The sequence below is a fragment of the Chryseobacterium sp. Leaf405 genome (genome assembly GCF_001425355.1).
GTDB lineage: Bacteria > Bacteroidota > Bacteroidia > Flavobacteriales > Weeksellaceae > Chryseobacterium.
This window is the reverse complement of record NZ_LMQN01000010.1, coordinates 17958-35050: the sequence shown is the minus strand read 5'-3', so window position 1 is coordinate 35050 and position 17093 is coordinate 17958. Positions and strand designations below refer to the sequence as shown.

The window sequence follows — 17093 nt, the reverse complement described above, 5'->3', positions numbered from 1 at the left end:
AGGTGGTCATTTTGAACCGAAAAGTGGTGGTCACTTTGCTCCGAAATTAGTGGTCAATTTACTCCGAAATTAAGTGGTCAATTTGACCGTCTTTTCCAATTATTAGTGCATTAGTCGTCAAGGTTATCCGTGGAGGATAGCCTTTTTTAATTTATAACTTACAATACATTGTTAAAGCACGACAGTTTCTAATCTTAATCTTTGGCTAAATCAATGCATAAAATGACAAATTCTACAACAGACTGATCCAGCGGATATATTTGTTGATGTTCAAATGTCAGATCTATGTCAAATTATTTAGTCACTTTCTTATGCCTTGCACCCCAACTTTCCAACTGCCGCCAAATTGGAATTAAATCGGTTGCAATTTCCGTCAGTTCGTAATCTACCCTTGGCGGAACCTCGGCATAAACCGTACGTTTTACCAAACCTTCTTTTTCAAGATCACGCAATTGAAGCGTTAGCATTCTTTCGGTAATGCCATCGATTTGATTTCTCAATTCACTGAATCTCAATTTTCCGTTTTCCAATTTTCCTAAAATCAGGATTTTCCAACGCCCGCCTATTTTACAGACCGCATACGCCAAATCACATTCTGTGATATACTTTTCATTCTGGCTATTGGTCGAATTTTCTTTTCTGATTCCCATTACTTACAAATTTGTCTGTACCATACATTTAGATATGTACTGTGCAAAATTAAGGATTAGCAAATACATTTGCTACCTATTTAAAATTAAACAAGAATGAAATTATCAGAACAGGAAGAATCGGCATTAGATTATATTCAAAATATTGAGGAAGAAGAAACATTAAAGCTTTTGGAAACTGGAAATGCTTTTTCTCAAATGGGTGGATCTAGTGGTGATACAAAGATTTTAGAGGATCTCGCTGTATTCATTAAAACCCAAAATTCTTAATAATGAAAAAATTCGCTTACATCGGCTGTCTGGGTTTTCTGGCAGTCATTACCACAGAATTTGGCATCATCGGCATATTGCCACAAGTTGCGGATCATTATGAAATCACTATTGATAAGGCAGGTTATTTACTGAGTGCCTTTGCTTTGGTTATTGCATTGACAGGTCCTTTTATGACTTTATTGGCATCAGGCTTTGATCGTAAAAAAGTAATGCTCACTGCCATTTTTATTTTTATGATCACAGGAATTGTATCGTCCTTTTCACCACCTTACTGGCTGTTAATGCTGGTGAGGATCTTACCCGCCTTTTTGCAACCTGTTTATATTGCAACAGCTTTGGCGGTAGCCGTTTCAAAAGCAGATAAGAAACGGGAAAATGAACTAATGAGTATTGTNCGAAAAGTCTTTCTCCGTTTCCTGGCTGTTAATGCTGGTGAGGATCTTACCCGCCTTTTTGCAACCTGTTTATATTGCAACAGCTTTGGCGGTAGCCGTTTCAAAAGCAGATAAGAAACGGGAAAATGAACTAATGAGTATTGTATTTAGCGGTGTAGCTATCGCAATGGTTACCACGGTTCCTTTTGCCACCTGGCTGGCCAGTTTATGGTCCTGGGAATATTCGTTTATGGTTCAGGCCATTGTGAGTATTGTGGCTTTGGCAGGCATTTACTATGCTTTGCCCCCAATGCCTGTCAAAGAGAAAAAATCTTATGGAAGTCAATTAAAAATACTGAAGCAACCCACTTTTATCATCAGTACGGCAATGAACTTCTTTATGATTACCGCATGGTTTTCAACCTACAGTTATTTTGCTGAATTTCTGAATAAAGCCAAAGGAATGGATGCAACGATGGTAAGTTATATGTTGTTTCTTTTTGGCATTATTGGCGTGTTTGCCAATTGGATTGCCGGTAAAATGTTAAATAAAAGTGTCACAAAAACCACGGCATTTTTCCTGTCCGGGACTATTTTAGTCTCCATTCTTCTCTACATTTCTGACGGAAATAATGTTGCAACCATTGTTGTGATAGGAATATGGGGATTTTTGTATTCGCCAAGTTTTTTGAACGCGTCCACTTATATGATTTCATCAGTACCTGATAGTTTGGAATTCGGAAACAGCCTCGCCACTTCATTTGGAAATCTGGGAGTGACTTTGGGAACAACCATTGGTGGTTTGATCATCATTACCAAAGGCGTTTCTTATAATCCTTGGTTCGGAATTGTCTTTGGAGTTTTGGCATTTGTGATGATTGGATTGAGACGTTTTTTAGAACAATCTGAAAGGAAAAGTTTTAGCGTTAAGCCACTGGAATAACTGTAAAAAAATAGTGCTTTTTGACATCACTTTGCTTTGGAAATAATAAATCAAATCCCGGTTTCTGTCGGGGTTTTGTTGTTTACGGAAATCCGAAAAATCGTTTCATTTTGATTTCTAATTAAAAGACTGCCTGAACTCCAAAGGGGTTAAGTTGGTTTTGGTTTTGAACAACCTGGTAAAAGACTGCGGATAATCAAACCCAAGATGATAGGCTATTTCAGAGACTGAAAGATCGGTGGTCGACAATATCTCTTTTGCAGTTTCGATGAGCCTATTATGGATATGCTGTTGTGTATTGAGGCCTGTTAATGATCGTAAGAGATCACTTAAGTAATTGGCGGAAACATTCAGTTGCTCTGCAACATTTTGCACAGAGGGCATTCCGTTGTTCAGTTCGTGATTAGAATTAAAATAAAAATCCATTACCGTTTCAAACTGCTGAATAAGATCAGTATTAACTACTTTGAAGGTGATAAACTGCCTTTTGTAAAAGCGACTGCTGTAATTAAGCAGCAATTCGATTTGTGAGATAATTACGTCCTGACTGAAGTCATCTACTCTGCTGTTGAGCTCTTCATCAATAATCTTAAAAACAGAGAAGATGGTTTCTTTTTCCTTCTCAGACAGATGTAATGCTTCATCCGCAGCATATGAAAAGAAACCATATTGCTTGATTTTCTTCGCTAAATTATAGGAGTGCAAAAAATCAGGATGAACTAAAAGAATACCGCCTTTGCTTTTATTGGTTTTTGGCTTTTCAAATAGTTGTCCCGGAGCCGTAAAAACCAGTCCACCTTCACCAAAATCATAATGATGCTGCCCGTATTTAGCTTTGCCAATAGTATCTTTATAAGCAATCTTGTAAAAGTCCAGTACTAGATATTCGGACAATTCTTCTTCCGGCATTTTCATATCCTCCAAACGGATAAAACTTACCAATGGGTGTTCGGGTTTTGATAAACCAAACATCTGATGGAATTCCGATAATGATTTAAATTGATGCAGTTTATTTTGTTTGCCTCTCATTTCGTTGATTTTAAAATGCCGGATACAACACTCAGAAATATCTCTTTCCGAGCGTTATATCTAACAAAAATAATGAATTATTACCAGGGTGTTTCACCTGTTTCGGGATTATATTCTTCACTGATAAACTTTCCGGTCGGTCCGCTTTCTCCAATCATCGCATATTTTGCAATTCTGATACCTCCTTGCTCAACAGTTCCTGTCCCTCTGTGACCGTTGAAATCAGTTGCCACAAATCCCGGACAAACAGCATTCACCTTAAAAGCAGTATCTCGAAGTTCATAAGCCAGATTAATGGTATACATATTCATTGCAGCTTTTGATGCAGGATATACCGCAGCCTTATGACTATAATAAATCCAAGTAGGATCACAATGAAGAGTTAACGAGCAACCGCTTGATGACACGTTAACAATTCTGGGCTGATCTGATTTTTTAAGCAAATCAATGAAGGCCTGTGTTACACGAACAACACCATAGAGATTAGTATCCATCACTTTGTGAAAGGCTTCTACCGATGCTTCCAATGCTGCCTGTGGAAAACCGCCGTTGATTCCTGCATTATTGATCAGMACATCCAAATCCCTCTTCCGCTGAAAGCTGCTTCAGTATATCTGCATCTTCTTNTTAAATCTAATGCATCCCAATGCATCCCAGTTCTTTCACGACACATTCCCCATTTTGGACACCATAGAGATTAGTATCCATCACTTTGTGAAAGGCTTCTACCGATGCTTCCAATGCTGCCTGTGGAAAACCGCCGTTGATTCCTGCATTATTGATCAGAACATCCAGCACCTCTGTTTTATTTCCGATTTCTTTCCTTGCAGATTCTACAGATGCCATATCTGTAACATCCAGCCGAATGGCTTCTACATTTTCAAATCCTACTTTATTAAGCTGCTGGACAGCTAATATACCGTTTTCCAGTTTTCGGCTTCCGATGAAAACATAGTATCCATTTTCCAAAAGTTGTTTTGCCGTTTCATACCCAATTCCTTTATTGGCTCCTGCTATAAGTGCTTTTTTCATTTTACGAATTAATTTGTTGATTATATACTTCAGCGAATTCTTTTGCAAAATCATTAAGTTTTGTCTCACCGAGTTTAGGTTTATTTAAATAAAAATCTTCATACAGTTTTCCATTTCCTTGCGCATGTTGCATCGTGACCATTCCTTTGGCAATCCATCCATTAATACCTGCTGAAAGCATTTGATTTAACAGCTCTTCTGGCGGAATCACTTTCCATTGTAAATCCGGATTACCAATCGCATTTCCCAAAGCCTCAGCAATTTCGTTAGGAGAAACCTCATCACTTGCAACATATTGGACTGTTTTTCCACTAAAAGGCTTCTCCATTTCGTCAGCAATTGCTACTGCAATATCATACGGTGAAACCCAAGGTTCTTTCTGATCGCCACCATAGCTTTGAATGATCGCACCCTTAGACTTGATCATTGGGAGCCACCGGTATAAATTGGTAAAAAAACCGACGGGACGCATAAATTTAATAGATACATTTTCGGGTAGTGTTCCCAGAATTTTTTCTACATTGTGATGAACCATCAGGCTTCCCGTACCCTGATCGGAATGAGCACCGATGCTGCTCAAATGAATGATTTTGGTAATCCCGGATCCTTGTACAACCTGTACATAATTGTCAGCAATTTTTTTGAATTCTGCGGGAAAATCAATCGTATTATCAAACAGACTTCCTATGCCTTCCCAGGCTTCCATCAAATACACTGCATCCGCACCTGTGAATGTTTTGGTTAAAAATTCGATATCCTGAATGCTTCCGATTGCAGGAGTTGCTCCCAGCTCTTCTATAGCAGATATTCTTTCAGGCTTACTGCTGATTACGGTGACCTGATGTCCTCTTGCAACCAATAATTTTGTAAGAGGTTTTCCGATATTCCCTAAGGAACCAGTTATTACAATATTCATATCTTGATTTTTATTTCCACAAAGTTCCAATAACTTACATCGTGAGAAATAACAGAATCAAGGTAGTCCTTAACCGAAACGGGGGGGGGGAATTAAATGATTATAATTCGACCGCTACATAACAATCATCTGAAGTAAAATTTTTTATATCCTCAAGTTTTAGCTACAACTATTCGATATCGATTCTTGTCCTAACTGCTTCTTCCCCCAATTATGCAGGTGTTCTATGAAAGGAATCAATTCCTGTCCCGTTTCGCTCAATGAATATTCTACTTTCGGAGGTACTTCGTGGAACATTTTACGGACTACCAATTGATCCTCTTCCAAATCTCTAAGGGTTTGGGTAAGCATTTTTGTCGTAATGTCGGGCAATGTCCTTTTCAGTTCCCCATATCGCAATATATTCTGTAAGTTCAAATGCCATAGAATTCGTGCCTTGTATTTTCCGCCAATACGTTTGAAAGCATATTCGACGCCACAGTTTTGGATGCATTCCGGAATTTCTTCTTTATTTTTCATTTTAATTTAATTTTAAACATCTGATAATCAACAATAGATACTTTTTAGTATATAAGATACTTACATGTACGTACTTGCCAAATATACAGCAAAGATATAGTTTTGCATCAGAATAGAGATAATTTTCTATCTGAATTGAGACTTAATACAAACTTAATATATTGCATAAAACAATGGAACAATTTGAAAATAAGATCGTACGCAGTATGAAAGCTGTCAGACAATATGAATTTGGGGGACCTGAAGTCCTTCGATATGAAGACGCTCCGATACCGGAAATAAATCCGGGAGAAATACGGGTTCGAGTAAACGCAATCGGGATGAATCCCCCAGATTGGTATCTTCGTGACGGCTATAAAATGTTACCTCCCGAATGGCAACCCGAGGTATCCTTCCCAGTGATTTTAGGTACAGATATTTCAGGAGTTGTGGAGGCGGTAGCAGATGATGTCACGGAATTCTCCATAGGCGACGAGGTCTACTCAATGGTTCGTTTTCCAAGTTATGGTCCAAGCAGGGCTTATGCAGAATATGTCACGGTGCCCGCTTCGGAAGTTGCGCTCAAGCCTGCTGGAATCGATCATATACAAGCCGCAGCGGCACCGATGTCGTTGCTCACTGCGTGGCAATACCTGATTGAGGTTGGACATAATGTACAAAATCCCCTTCAGCCGAATAAACATCAACCTATAGAATTGAATAACAAGACTGTCGTTGTCAACGGCGCGGGCGGCGGTGTTGGACATTTGGCAGTGCAACTTGCCAAGTGGAAAGGCGCGCACGTAATTGCAATAGCATCGGGTAAACATAAGGACTTGTTAAAAGACCTGGGAGCTGACGAATTTATTGATTATACTAAAACAAATGCCGAAGATATTCTTCGGGATATTGATTTGGTAATAGATACTGTTGGCGGACCTTCAACCGGTCGGTTTTTAAAAACGCTTAAACCCGGTGGTGCTTTGTTTCCGGTTTTCCCATTAGGATTTTCGGGAGCAGAGGAAGCTGAAAAATTAGGTGTATCGGTATCAGCGACACAAGTGCGTTCCAGCGGTCAGCAGCTTGCTGAACTCACAACATTGTTAAACGACGGGACAATTCGCATTGTAATTGACAGCACTTTCCCGCTATCTGATGCACGCAAGGCACACGAACGTGTCAATCTCGGGAATATCCAAGGCAAGATTGTGCTTACTGTTGAATAAAAATAAGATCTGAATAAATATAAAAGATGACTATTACGGAAATACAGGCTAGAATATCTCTTAAGGAACTTATTGACAAGGTATCGATCCTGGGAGATCAAAAGGATTTTCAAGCGCAGGTTCAGCTTTTTTCTGAAAACGCAGTTTCTGAAACACTATCTGAAGGCAAAACAATTTTAAGATTGAAAGGCCGTAAGGAAATGGCAGAAGCATTTAGTGAGTTTCTTGAAAATTTTGAGACGGTCTATCATTTTAACGGGCAGCAACAATTGACAATTAATGGGAATAAAGCAACCGGGACGGTCTACTGTTTAATCACATTGATAGGAATTGAAAATGGAAAAAAAATGAAAACTATTGTTGGTGCCATCTATAATGACGATTATATATACGAAGACGATCGTTGGACCATAGAAAAAAGAATAGGTCATTTCAAATGGCAGGAAAAGACTGAATTTCATTGATCAAAATCGCTTATACAATGAATTGCATAAGCGATTTTTTTTGAAGCAAACCTGATTTTTATTAAATTACTTTTTAGATATCATGTCAATCTCATTTTTCAATAATGGTGGTTCAGGATGTTGCTGATGAAATGTTCATTGAAATTCCGAAGCCCTTATAGTGTTTTCAGTGCGCTGAAATAAATTCCTTAATATCCTTGATTGCTTCTACAGACTCTTTAGAATCAATATGTGAAAACAACCAAACATGTTTTTGTCCTTCAAACTCTTTTAGTTTCGCTTTTTTCTGTATGGGTATAATATAAGAGTAGAAGTTTTTAGAATCATCATTCAACACTTCATCGGTGCCAACCAGTAAGAAAACCGGAGGGAATTTTTTGAACTTTATTTCTGCTGGGTTTGCCTCTTTTAATTTACCTGAAGCATACATTAGTGCGTGGCTGTACAAAAAATCTTTATTTAGAATTGGATCCACCGCTTTTTTAGTAGTGTAGGAATTGTTATCACAGTTTAAATCAACCCACGGTGAAATTAAAGCTAATGCTGATGGTACGGGAAGATTTACCTTTTGTGCATCATTAACTAAAGATATTGCCAATCCTCCGCCTGCACTATCGCCAATAATTGAAATTTTGTAGCCTGAATATTTTTTATTAAGTTCCTGATAAACATTAAAGATTTCTTTGTTCGCTGTCGGAAATACATGCTCTGGTGATAAGGAATACTCAATGTACAATATTGGTGTATTTAAAGACTTTGCCAAATGTGTCAGCATAGCCCGATACGCATTGATATTGCCATAAGTATATACACCACCGTGGAGATAAACAACAATTTCTTTTTTAGCTAACAGGTCTTTATTAAACCAATAACTTTTTACCCCTGCGATTGTTGTTTCATCCACACTCACATTACCAGCAGGTGGATATACTTTACCTAAAGTTTCATAGAAAGCCCTGAAACCGTTAATTTTTTGCATTTTACTGTCTGCTACAGTTTGAGCATTAGATTTTGTGGCAGCTAGTTGAAATACCATCAACATAACTGCAATTTTGAATATGTTTTTCATTTTTTGATTTTAAATTATTGTTAATTAAATTACTGCGATGTGAATTTTTAAATTAATAAAGAATTGTTTTTGCGTACCTAAACATTGCGGCCGTAGAGACTGTTGATATTATTAAAAAATGTTTTATCATCTTCATTCTTTCTTTTGTCAAGCAATGCTGTTGCATCTATACCAGCGATGTATCTGACTTGTTCAAGATGATCAGTTGCTGCCTGATAAATTACTTCCGCAACAGTTAACGCTGGCGAAGCAGACTGTTGTGCTGCACCAAATTGTTCAAAAACACTTTTTACTAAACTCTGATATTCAGTAAGTCCTTCATCATTGTTAAAATTAAAAGAACGTCCGCCAAAATCTGTATTGACCATGCCAGGTTCAATCAACTTTACTTTCACACCGATGGTCGCCATTTCGTAATGAAGCGCTTCGGAAATACCCTCCACAGCAAACTTAGTCCCATGGTAAAGTGTCCCTAAAGGAAATGCAACTTTACCACCCATAGAAGAAATGTTGATAATCACTCCATCCTTGTTATTTCTAAAATGCGGGATTACTCCTTTTGTTACATTCAATAGCCCTAGTACATTAGTGGAGAATTGCTGCTCTATTTTCTCTGTTGTTGTCGCTTCTAATGGGCCATAAGCGGCATATCCGGCATTGTTTAGGAGTACGTCAATTTTTCCAAATGTTGAAATTCCCAGATTAATCGCTTTAGTAATTGAAGAAATATCAGTTACATCCAATTGAGTAACTAAAATATTTTCCAGATGATTCAGTTCTTTCTCTTCTTCTGGTTTTCTCATGGTTGCAATGACATTCCAACCGCTTTCTTGAAACAGTTTAGCAGTTGCCTTTCCAATTCCGCTGCTTGCACCGGTAATTAATATTGTCTTTTTCATTTTCTTTTAATTTTTATGTTAGTGTTAATTATTTGTTTAAAAATAGATACCTTGTTCCCTTCTGTCAAATGATTGACTCGCAGTTTTTTTACATTATTAGTCTAAATAATCAGGCGGATAAACCACCTGTCCGTATTTCTTGGCAATTGCCATAAGCTTTTTTACCGCATTTTCATCCAGCGGAGGTGGCGGTAAAAATTCACCCTCTTGTAACGGCGTACCTATTTCTTCAAAGAAATCATCTAAACCTGCCGGGACAACCGTGCATAAGAGATGAGCCAGACCATTGCTTACATTTTTAAAACTATGGATAGCACCACCTTTCGGAATGGTTATCGTATCTCCCTTTTTGGCAATGCTTTTCCCTTCTTCCGTTTTAAATTCAACTTCTCCATCCACTACATAAAATGATTCGTGGAAAGACTCATGGGCGTGCGGACCGGGACCACCATGTGGAGGAATCAGCATATCAATCATTGCGAATTCACCATTGGTTTGTTTTCCGGGGATAATAATGCGATAGGTGTCGCCAACTATGGAGAGATAGTTTCCCTGACTTTTAGTTATTTGCTTTACGTTGTTTGCCATGTCTCATTGTTTTAAATGATAATTTGCGTTTGAGGGTTTGTTCTGTACCTATTCTTTTAGAAATGGATAATCTGTGTAGCCGTGTTCTCCCCCACCAAACATAGTTGCCCTGTCCGGTTCGTTAAGTGTTGCACCCTTTTCAAATCGTCTTGGCAGATCGGGATTTGCTAAAAATAACGTACCGAATGAGACCAGCTTGGCAATTCCTTTCTCAAGTTCTGCTTCAGCAGAAGTTTTATCGTAGCCTGCATTTGCAATCACTGTTTGCTGTATCATTTTGCCAAAAAATTCTATTTCGTTATCTTCTGGATAATGAGACGGAGATGGGAAGTACGGGCTGCGCTTCATCAATTCTACATAGCTAAATTCTAATTTGTTTAATTCCTCAATCAGATAGGTGTAGGTACCTGCAGGATCGTCCAAAATCATATTACCATAAGGATGAAAAGGTGAGATCTTAATTCCTACTTTATCTCCCCCAACTGCACCAATTAACTCCTGCATTACTTCCAGAATGAAACGGGTTTTATTAGGAATGCTGCCACCATATTGATCTTTTCTTTGGTTGGCACTTTCTGCTAAAAACTGACTTGGCAGGTAACCATTGGCTGCATGAAGTTCTACACCATCAAAACCTGCTTCAATTGCATTTTTAGCCGCTTGTCCGTAATCTTTCACTGTCTGGCTGATTTCCGCAATGGTAATTTCCTGAGGTATTTCGTAATCTTTCAAACCCTGTGAAGTGAAATGCTGCATGTCTTGAATAGGCAGTGGAGATGGTGCAAGAGGTAATTTGCCGTTCCTGTCAATGGAGTGCCCAACACGACCGGTATGCCAAAGTTGTGCAATGATAACTCCTCCGTTATCGTGAACGGCTTTAGTAATTTTTTTCCAGGCTTCGATTTGCTCGGCAGTATAGATGCCAGGTGTAAGTGGGCTACCGGTTGCTTCTTCACTTATTCTGATGGCTTCTGTGAAAATAAGCCCTGCACTAACTCTTTGAGTATAGTATTGAACCGTTAAATCGCCAACGATTCCGTTATGATTAGCACGGCTTCTTGTCATCGCAGACATTGCCATTTTGTTCTTTAATGCTAGATTTCCTAACTGTATTTTTTCTAATAATTTCATGATACTTATAATTTTAGTGCTACATTATTTATGATACAAAGATGTCTCTATAGAAGGTGGGAAACTTGTATCAAATCACTGTTTTAATGTGACGATGAATAAATTCCACCTTACGCGTTAGCGTTTAAACATCCAAATTGGGTGTATGATTACTGCTTATTGTAGAGTGGCAGGTAAAACTCAGATACAAAATCTTCTGCTGTTGTAGATGTAGTAGTAAAATCATCTCTATTTTGATAATTCATAAAACCGGATTTGATAGCAACGGCCATACCTAGGAGATTATCTACAAAGTCTTTTGAAAAACCATTGCCTAGAAATACCTGCTTTGCCTGCTCTACGGGGATTTGTACATAAGGTAATTCAGGGTTACCGATTGCTTTACCAATGATATTGGTGAATTCTCTGTACGTATAATCCTTGGGACCCATTACGGCATGAACACTTTTACCTTTAAAATCAAGGTTTGACAAATGTTCTGCGGCAACTTTAGCTACATCCTTTGTAGCAACCATTGGTATGGCATGATCTCCATCTGCTGCTGTTCCGTTGATTCCCTTATTCTTTACGAACTGAATAATTCTTAAAAAGTTCTCCATAAAGTAAGCAGAACGGATATGCAGCACATTTACATCCTTTAATTGATTCAATCTTACTTCTTGTTCCCCGGTGCCACCCATCATGCCATTACCTTCGTGCATATGGGAGCCTACACTGCTCATATTTACAATGTGTTTGATGCCTGACTTTTCAATGGCTTCGATTAACCTGCTTGTTACCTCTCTTTGATAAGCCCTTGTGTTTTCCGCTTTTACGTTATCAGGCAATAAGATAAAGGCACTATCGGCACTTGCAAAGGCACTTGTCAGCGTTTCCACATCGGTGATGTCTCCTGCAATTATTTCTGCACCAAGGCTTCGATATTTTTCCAGCTTTTCTGGGTGTCTCGCTATTAAGGTTACCTGATGCCCATCATTAAGAAGGTTTTCAGCAATTTTGCTTCCTACTGTTCCGGTCGCTCCGAGTATTACTATTTTTCTTTTCATTTTTATTATTTTAAATTGTTGTTGATTAATTACTATGCAAAGATGTTGTGATTTAAACAGTGAAACTTGTATCAAATCACTGTTGTTATGATTTTTATTTCCAGGTAGTTCCTTTTTCAAGCTGTCCGCTCTCAAGATCGTCTTTAATTATCGCCATTGCCTCCTGAAGAGCCGAACGCAAAGCTTTTATTAAAACCAACTTTACCATAATCCTTGCAAAAAAATTTGTTGGAACAGTCCGGTAAGTCCATTCGATCTTAGTTTTATGGTTTCCTAAATCTGTGAAAAGCCATTCACCCTCAATCCTTTTTAGTAATGCAGCAAGTACTTTAGAGGTAAAATTCTCATTCTTGTATGAAAATGAGTTGGGTGCATTAATAGTCAGGAGGCTTTCCTGAGAAGTTGACCCATCTGCAAAGTGAACTGTTCTTTGCAAACCTGCCTTGTTCCAACCTTCTTTTATACTGGTGTCTACAACTGCCGGGATCACTTTATTACCGCGAAAGATGTGCATTATATTGATAGGAGCGATATAATTGAAAGCGTTGTCTATTTGAGAATCAACTGTCGTTACAATAGTTACTTCAGGACTTTTTTTGAAACTCTTAGTTTCATTATTTGCTGTTGTCATTTTACTTTTGTTTAGTTGTTATTATTTATTTACACTACAAAGGTGCTGCTATTGAAGTCGTGAAACTTGTATCAGATCACTATACTGCTTTTGATTAAACTAATTATTAGTGAAGATTACCACTATACATTCCACCGTCAAAATGGACAGCGTTTTTTTGCGTGATGAACAGCACAATATCAGTTGTTTCAGTTGCCCGGAATGTTGGGTTTTCCATTTCAACCAACACACTTTCTCCTGTGACAAGAGCCATAGTTTCATTGACGTTGATTTTTCCGGCAAATACATAAAAGAGGAAGACAGCATTTTCAGATGGCGCTTCAGGCAAAGTAATTTCCTGATTCTTTTCTAATCGCAGATCCATCAACCAGGTACTACTTCTTATTTGTAAAGGATAATCATCACCTTTACCGGCTATTTTTCGCCAATGGTTGTCACTGTAGATTTCAGGTAATTGATAAAACTGAACTTGTGGAACCAGACCAGCGGTTTCTGGCCTGATAAATATTTGCAGCCCTTCTAAAACACCACCTTCTTCCAAAACTTTTTCTTCGTGATAAAAGTTCGCCCCGGCATTCATCACCATCAGTCTGCGGTTTGAGATGTTGTCTGTATGCTTTTCAGAGTCCAGATGTTTGACGGTACCGCTTCTTAGGTAGGTGATGATCTCATCATCCCTGTGCGGATGCATTGGAATCAGTGTTCCTGGCGTGATCCGCGCATGATCTATTCTTCCTATCGTAGAAAAACCGGTATCGTCCAATTCAGGTTGGATAAGCCCAGGATATAAAATTTGTATTCCAAAGCCGCCATGCTGTTTACCATATTTTATGGTATTGTCTATTTTTGTTAACATGATTTTTGATTTATATAAATGATTTAGGGTGCAGCACAGAATGTCAAGCAACACTTTGCTGAAATTTTAGTTAATTTCTACAGCAACTTTTCCGATATATCCACCCTTTTCGGCGTACTGATATGCTTCTTTGTATTGCTCGAATGGAAAAGCCTTGTTGATCTCGATATCCAAGCCTTTCATCACTGCATCCAATAAAACATTGGTGTATTTGATTCCGGGACTGGAGAGAACAACGATATGCTTTTTACCTGTGAATAGGTTATTTAAAAGCGACAATGGTATTTCGATCGGTTGTGGAGTTGGGTTTAGAAATAGGGCTTTTGACTTCATGATTTCTTTGGCATTTTTATACCCCATTTTACCTGATAAGTCAACAACAATATCATATTTGGTTTTTTGCGAAAGAACATTTTCTTTTGTGTAATCTATGACTGTATTTGCGCCCCACTTTTTGACTGATTCTACTCCTTTTGTACTTGTAACTGCTGTTACGTTAGCCCCACGTTGTTTTAGCAATTGAAGCAGTACCATTCCAAAACCGCCAGTAGCACCATTAACCAAAATCGTAGTTTGTGAAGTGACGTTTCCCATCTTCTCGATAGCGGTTACAGCTGCAGTTCCAACAACAGGAATGGAGGCTGCTTGCGTAAAACTGATGTTTTCAGGTTTCTTCCAAACCAATGAGGCTATCACGGCAACATACTCAGCTGACGCACCTTCTTTCATCATATTATTTACCACTCCAAAAACTTCGTCGCCTTTTTTAAAACCCGTTACAGAAGATCCGATTTCCTCAATGATACCCGCAAAGTCAGTACCTGTGTTTTTTGGAAATTTTGAGCCGGACATTAGTGTCATTTCACCTTTTCTAATTTTCCAGTCCATCGGGTTGATAGAAAAGGCTTTTACTTTGATCAATACTTGATCTGCTTTGATCGTTGGTTTTGGTTGTTCTACAGTTTCCAACACATCTGTGGTTCCGAACTTTTGATAAATTACTGCTTTCATAATATTATTTTTAATTTGTTTAAAATGATATTACAAAATTGCAGATAGCAGTATTGTTAAACTTGTATCAGATCACTATTGTGTTTTGATGTTAAAAAAAAGGTACCAGCATATAAAGCAGGTACCTCTAGGAAATGGTATCTAATTAAAATCGTTATATTAATACACCTGAATCAAGTCACTACTGAACTTTAAAGCTTTTGGTGGCATTCCAAACATTTCGTACATGTACTTATTGAACTGGGGCAGGTCATAGAATCCAGTGTCGTAAGCAATATCGGTAAGACTTCTTTCCTTGTCGGAAAGTATAAGGTAGATGGCCTGACGCAATCTTGTCCACAATAAATATTTGGACAAACTGCTACCGGTTTGTTTTTTGAAGAGTGAGGCTAAACGAGATGGTGAAAGAAAAACGATGTCGGCAAATGTTTGCGGTGTGATATCGGATTTAAAATAATTAGCCGTAATGTACTCCACAATTTTTGTAACTCTTTCATCATAATTATTAGCAGGTAGTTTAGATAGCAATGCGTCTATTACATTGTTGATGTCTAAACTGTGCTTGGGTGTTTGAAAGAAAACATTTGTTTCCACCGGAGAATCAAAAACGATGCAATCTTCGTTTTCTTTAAACCGACTTGCCAGCTCTAAACCAATATGTGAGTAAGGTTCAATATTTAAAACATTCAATGTTCCATTTTCAGCAACACAAAAATGCGTAACATGAGGTTTTATTAAAAAGCCGTGGATCCGTTCATAAAGCTTTCCATGGATGGTTGAATTAAAAGGTGTATCATTTGATAAAACGATTTGATAAGCAGAATGATGATGGATCTCTACCGTGAGATTTCGTGCCTGCAAGCCAAAAATGAATTGGTTCATAATTAGGTAAATTTTAATGGATCAATGATATTCTTTATATACTAACTCTTACGCTATGAATGGAATTTTAAGCCATCGAGCGCTTTGCTAACTTTTTTAGCATCACCATACATAATGATACCAACCAAATTTTGATTTTCGTCAGTGAAGTTAGCAATTTGTATCAGGTTTTCTTCTTCATTTTTGGTTGCAAATAATTCTGCAGTATAAATTCCAATATGTAGTTCCCGCTCTTTCGCTCTGCTAAATGCTCTTTTCATCTCAGTATCGTTATTAGCCTTGAATATCAATATTGGGTGTTTTATAAAAGGAAGATAAGTAGAATTAGAACCATTGATAAAAGGTTCTCCATGGGTGTCAGGAAACTTTATAGCAACTGAGCTCGCTAAAAAAGATGCGACATTAAGTTTTTGCCAGACCTCCAGTTCATCTTTGATGACTATTGCAATTTTGTTATCGTATGCCATTTGTTATTTTAGTTTTAGTTCCATCTGAATGTTGCATCTTTCATAGGGTGAAGTCAATCCAACTACTTTCTCAAAACCTAACTTTTGGTAGAGGCTGATCGCAGGTTTTAAAATGGTATTACTTTCAAGGTAAAGTTTGGATGCACCGAGAGATTTTGCCTTATTTATAATAGTTTGACCTAGCAGCCAGCCTAAATTTTTACCTTGTGCTTTAGGTGACACCGCTATCTTTGCCAGCTCATACTCATATTTATTATCAATAAGTTTCATCAAAGCACAAACGCCAAGCGGTTCGCCTTTATACAATGCAACAAATATATGTCCGCCTTTTTTAAGGATATATTCCTCTGGATTATTCAATGCTTTATAGTCTGCGTCTTCCATTTTGAAGTAAGTTGATATCCATTCTACATTCAGGTCAACAAATACCTGATTATATTTTGTTTCGTAATCAACAATTTCTATGTCTGCAGACTCTCTAATTCTCTGTTGATCCTTTACTCTACTGAGTAAACTTTTTTGGTTTAAAAGAAATTCCCATTCTTCGATTGCCTTCCATAAATCATTATTTGTTTCTGCCAACGCTTCTTCGATAGCAATATTCACATCTTTATACTGATCTTGAATTTTTGCATTCATAGCAATTCCTGTTTTGGTCAACGACACAAAATTTTTACGTTTGTCCGACGCATCTTTGTTTTCTAACACGATACCTTTCTTGGTCATTTCCCTAACAATCTTACTCACTGATGGCTGGGAGTGACCAATTTCTGCTGCAAGCATTGAGATGGTCTTTTTTTGGCCAAGCGATAGCGCATAAAAAACTGGAAACCATTTCGGCTGCAAATCAATATCGTAAAGTTTATAAATATTAAAAGCCTCGTCGGCGATACGTTCTCCCAATCTTCTGAGTCGGCTCCCTAAAGCTATCTTGCCTATTTGACTATAAATATCCATAATATATCATTAATTACATAACTGGTTATGCAAATATAATAAAATTAGAAATAGCAAATAATTTTTAATTCAATTAACGATTTTCTACAGTCTAAAGTCCAAACATTTGTCTTTGTCTTAAAAAGTTTATTGAACGATTGTGAATGTTCAA

The 17093-nt window shown here is 37.7% G+C and carries 21 protein-coding genes and 1 pseudogene; 5 read left to right on the top strand and 17 right to left on the bottom strand.

Features of this window, described 5'->3' with window-relative positions; translation table 11 throughout:
- Nucleotides 1–293: 293 nt before the first annotated feature.
- Nucleotides 294–650: a winged helix-turn-helix transcriptional regulator gene (locus tag ASG22_RS05990; protein ID WP_055982041.1), complete on the bottom strand. Its 357-nt coding sequence runs from the start codon at nucleotides 648–650 to the stop codon at nucleotides 294–296.
- Between the two features lie 96 nt (nucleotides 651–746).
- Here ASG22_RS05990 and ASG22_RS20955 point away from each other — a divergent pair, with 96 nt between their 5' ends.
- The 3 genes and pseudogenes from ASG22_RS20955 to ASG22_RS05985 all read left to right on the top strand — a co-directional run bounded on the left by ASG22_RS20955 (nucleotide 747) and on the right by ASG22_RS05985 (nucleotide 2240).
- Nucleotides 747–920 carry a hypothetical protein gene (locus ASG22_RS20955; RefSeq protein WP_157844707.1) on the top strand — a complete coding sequence of 58 codons (174 nt, stop codon included), beginning with the start codon at nucleotides 747–749 and terminating at the stop codon, nucleotides 918–920.
- A gap of 2 nt (nucleotides 921–922) precedes the next feature.
- Nucleotides 923–1317 (top strand): annotated as a pseudogene (locus ASG22_RS20700) (MFS transporter); the annotation flags it as partial.
- A 32-nt stretch (nucleotides 1318–1349) separates the two neighbouring features.
- Nucleotides 1350–2240, top strand: coding sequence for an MFS transporter (locus ASG22_RS05985; RefSeq protein ID WP_082504957.1), 891 nt, complete (start codon nucleotides 1350–1352; stop codon nucleotides 2238–2240).
- A 117-nt stretch (nucleotides 2241–2357) separates the two neighbouring features.
- On the opposite strand, the gene ASG22_RS05980 is transcribed toward ASG22_RS05985, so the two are convergent.
- The 5 genes from ASG22_RS05980 to ASG22_RS05960 form a co-directional block, all read right to left on the bottom strand.
- Complete coding sequence (locus ASG22_RS05980) at nucleotides 2358–3269, bottom strand: helix-turn-helix domain-containing protein (protein WP_055982038.1); 912 nt, start codon at nucleotides 3267–3269, stop codon at nucleotides 2358–2360.
- A gap of 80 nt (nucleotides 3270–3349) precedes the next feature.
- Complete coding sequence (locus ASG22_RS05975; protein ID WP_082504956.1) at nucleotides 3350–3850, bottom strand: SDR family NAD(P)-dependent oxidoreductase; 501 nt, start codon at nucleotides 3848–3850, stop codon at nucleotides 3350–3352.
- A gap of 52 nt (nucleotides 3851–3902) precedes the next feature.
- The gene (locus ASG22_RS05970; RefSeq protein ID WP_055982035.1) at nucleotides 3903–4301 is read right to left on the bottom strand and encodes an SDR family NAD(P)-dependent oxidoreductase; all 399 of its coding nucleotides are present in this window, start codon (nucleotides 4299–4301) and stop codon (nucleotides 3903–3905) included.
- A gap of 1 nt (nucleotide 4302) precedes the next feature.
- Nucleotides 4303–5217, bottom strand: coding sequence for an NAD(P)H-binding protein (locus ASG22_RS05965; protein WP_055982033.1), 915 nt, complete (start codon nucleotides 5215–5217; stop codon nucleotides 4303–4305).
- A 159-nt stretch (nucleotides 5218–5376) separates the two neighbouring features.
- Nucleotides 5377–5736, bottom strand: a complete 360-nt coding sequence (locus ASG22_RS05960) for a winged helix-turn-helix transcriptional regulator (protein ID WP_055982030.1) — start codon at nucleotides 5734–5736, stop codon at nucleotides 5377–5379.
- A 173-nt stretch (nucleotides 5737–5909) separates the two neighbouring features.
- Between ASG22_RS05960 and ASG22_RS05955 the strand changes: the two genes are divergently transcribed.
- Together ASG22_RS05955 and ASG22_RS05950 are read left to right on the top strand one after the other, a co-directional pair.
- Nucleotides 5910–6941, top strand: coding sequence for an NADP-dependent oxidoreductase (locus tag ASG22_RS05955; protein ID WP_202966695.1), 1032 nt, complete (start codon nucleotides 5910–5912; stop codon nucleotides 6939–6941).
- A 26-nt stretch (nucleotides 6942–6967) separates the two neighbouring features.
- A complete protein-coding gene (locus tag ASG22_RS05950; protein WP_055982024.1) occupies nucleotides 6968–7405 on the top strand; it encodes a nuclear transport factor 2 family protein in 438 nt (145 codons plus the stop codon).
- A 166-nt stretch (nucleotides 7406–7571) separates the two neighbouring features.
- On the opposite strand, the gene ASG22_RS05945 is transcribed toward ASG22_RS05950, so the two are convergent.
- The 11 genes from ASG22_RS05945 to ASG22_RS05895 form a co-directional block, all read right to left on the bottom strand.
- On the bottom strand, nucleotides 7572–8474 hold the full coding sequence (locus ASG22_RS05945) for an alpha/beta hydrolase fold domain-containing protein (RefSeq protein ID WP_055982020.1): 903 nt from the start codon (nucleotides 8472–8474) through the stop codon (nucleotides 7572–7574).
- Nucleotides 8475–8551: 77 nt separating this feature from the next.
- On the bottom strand, nucleotides 8552–9373 hold the full coding sequence (locus tag ASG22_RS05940; protein ID WP_055982016.1) for an SDR family oxidoreductase: 822 nt from the start codon (nucleotides 9371–9373) through the stop codon (nucleotides 8552–8554).
- A 96-nt stretch (nucleotides 9374–9469) separates the two neighbouring features.
- Entirely contained in the window at nucleotides 9470–9961 is a 492-nt protein-coding gene (locus ASG22_RS05935) for a cupin domain-containing protein (RefSeq protein WP_055982013.1), read from the bottom strand.
- 48 nt (nucleotides 9962–10009) lie between these two features.
- On the bottom strand, nucleotides 10010–11092 hold the full coding sequence (locus ASG22_RS05930; RefSeq protein WP_055982011.1) for an alkene reductase: 1083 nt from the start codon (nucleotides 11090–11092) through the stop codon (nucleotides 10010–10012).
- Between the two features lie 149 nt (nucleotides 11093–11241).
- Nucleotides 11242–12138 carry an NAD(P)H-binding protein gene (locus ASG22_RS05925; RefSeq protein WP_055982008.1) on the bottom strand — a complete coding sequence of 299 codons (897 nt, stop codon included), beginning with the start codon at nucleotides 12136–12138 and terminating at the stop codon, nucleotides 11242–11244.
- A gap of 94 nt (nucleotides 12139–12232) precedes the next feature.
- Nucleotides 12233–12769, bottom strand: a complete 537-nt coding sequence (locus ASG22_RS05920; protein WP_055982005.1) for an SRPBCC family protein — start codon at nucleotides 12767–12769, stop codon at nucleotides 12233–12235.
- Nucleotides 12770–12875: 106 nt separating this feature from the next.
- Complete coding sequence (locus tag ASG22_RS05915; RefSeq protein WP_055982003.1) at nucleotides 12876–13625, bottom strand: pirin family protein; 750 nt, start codon at nucleotides 13623–13625, stop codon at nucleotides 12876–12878.
- Between the two features lie 66 nt (nucleotides 13626–13691).
- Nucleotides 13692–14636 carry an NADP-dependent oxidoreductase gene (locus tag ASG22_RS05910; protein WP_055982001.1) on the bottom strand — a complete coding sequence of 315 codons (945 nt, stop codon included), beginning with the start codon at nucleotides 14634–14636 and terminating at the stop codon, nucleotides 13692–13694.
- A 159-nt stretch (nucleotides 14637–14795) separates the two neighbouring features.
- A complete protein-coding gene (locus ASG22_RS05905; protein ID WP_202966694.1) occupies nucleotides 14796–15497 on the bottom strand; it encodes an AraC family transcriptional regulator in 702 nt (233 codons plus the stop codon).
- Between the two features lie 74 nt (nucleotides 15498–15571).
- Nucleotides 15572–15985: a DUF2000 domain-containing protein gene (locus tag ASG22_RS05900; protein WP_055981995.1), complete on the bottom strand. Its 414-nt coding sequence runs from the start codon at nucleotides 15983–15985 to the stop codon at nucleotides 15572–15574.
- A gap of 3 nt (nucleotides 15986–15988) precedes the next feature.
- Nucleotides 15989–16942: a bifunctional helix-turn-helix transcriptional regulator/GNAT family N-acetyltransferase gene (locus tag ASG22_RS05895; RefSeq protein ID WP_055981992.1), complete on the bottom strand. Its 954-nt coding sequence runs from the start codon at nucleotides 16940–16942 to the stop codon at nucleotides 15989–15991.
- Nucleotides 16943–17093: the final 151 nt, after the last annotated feature.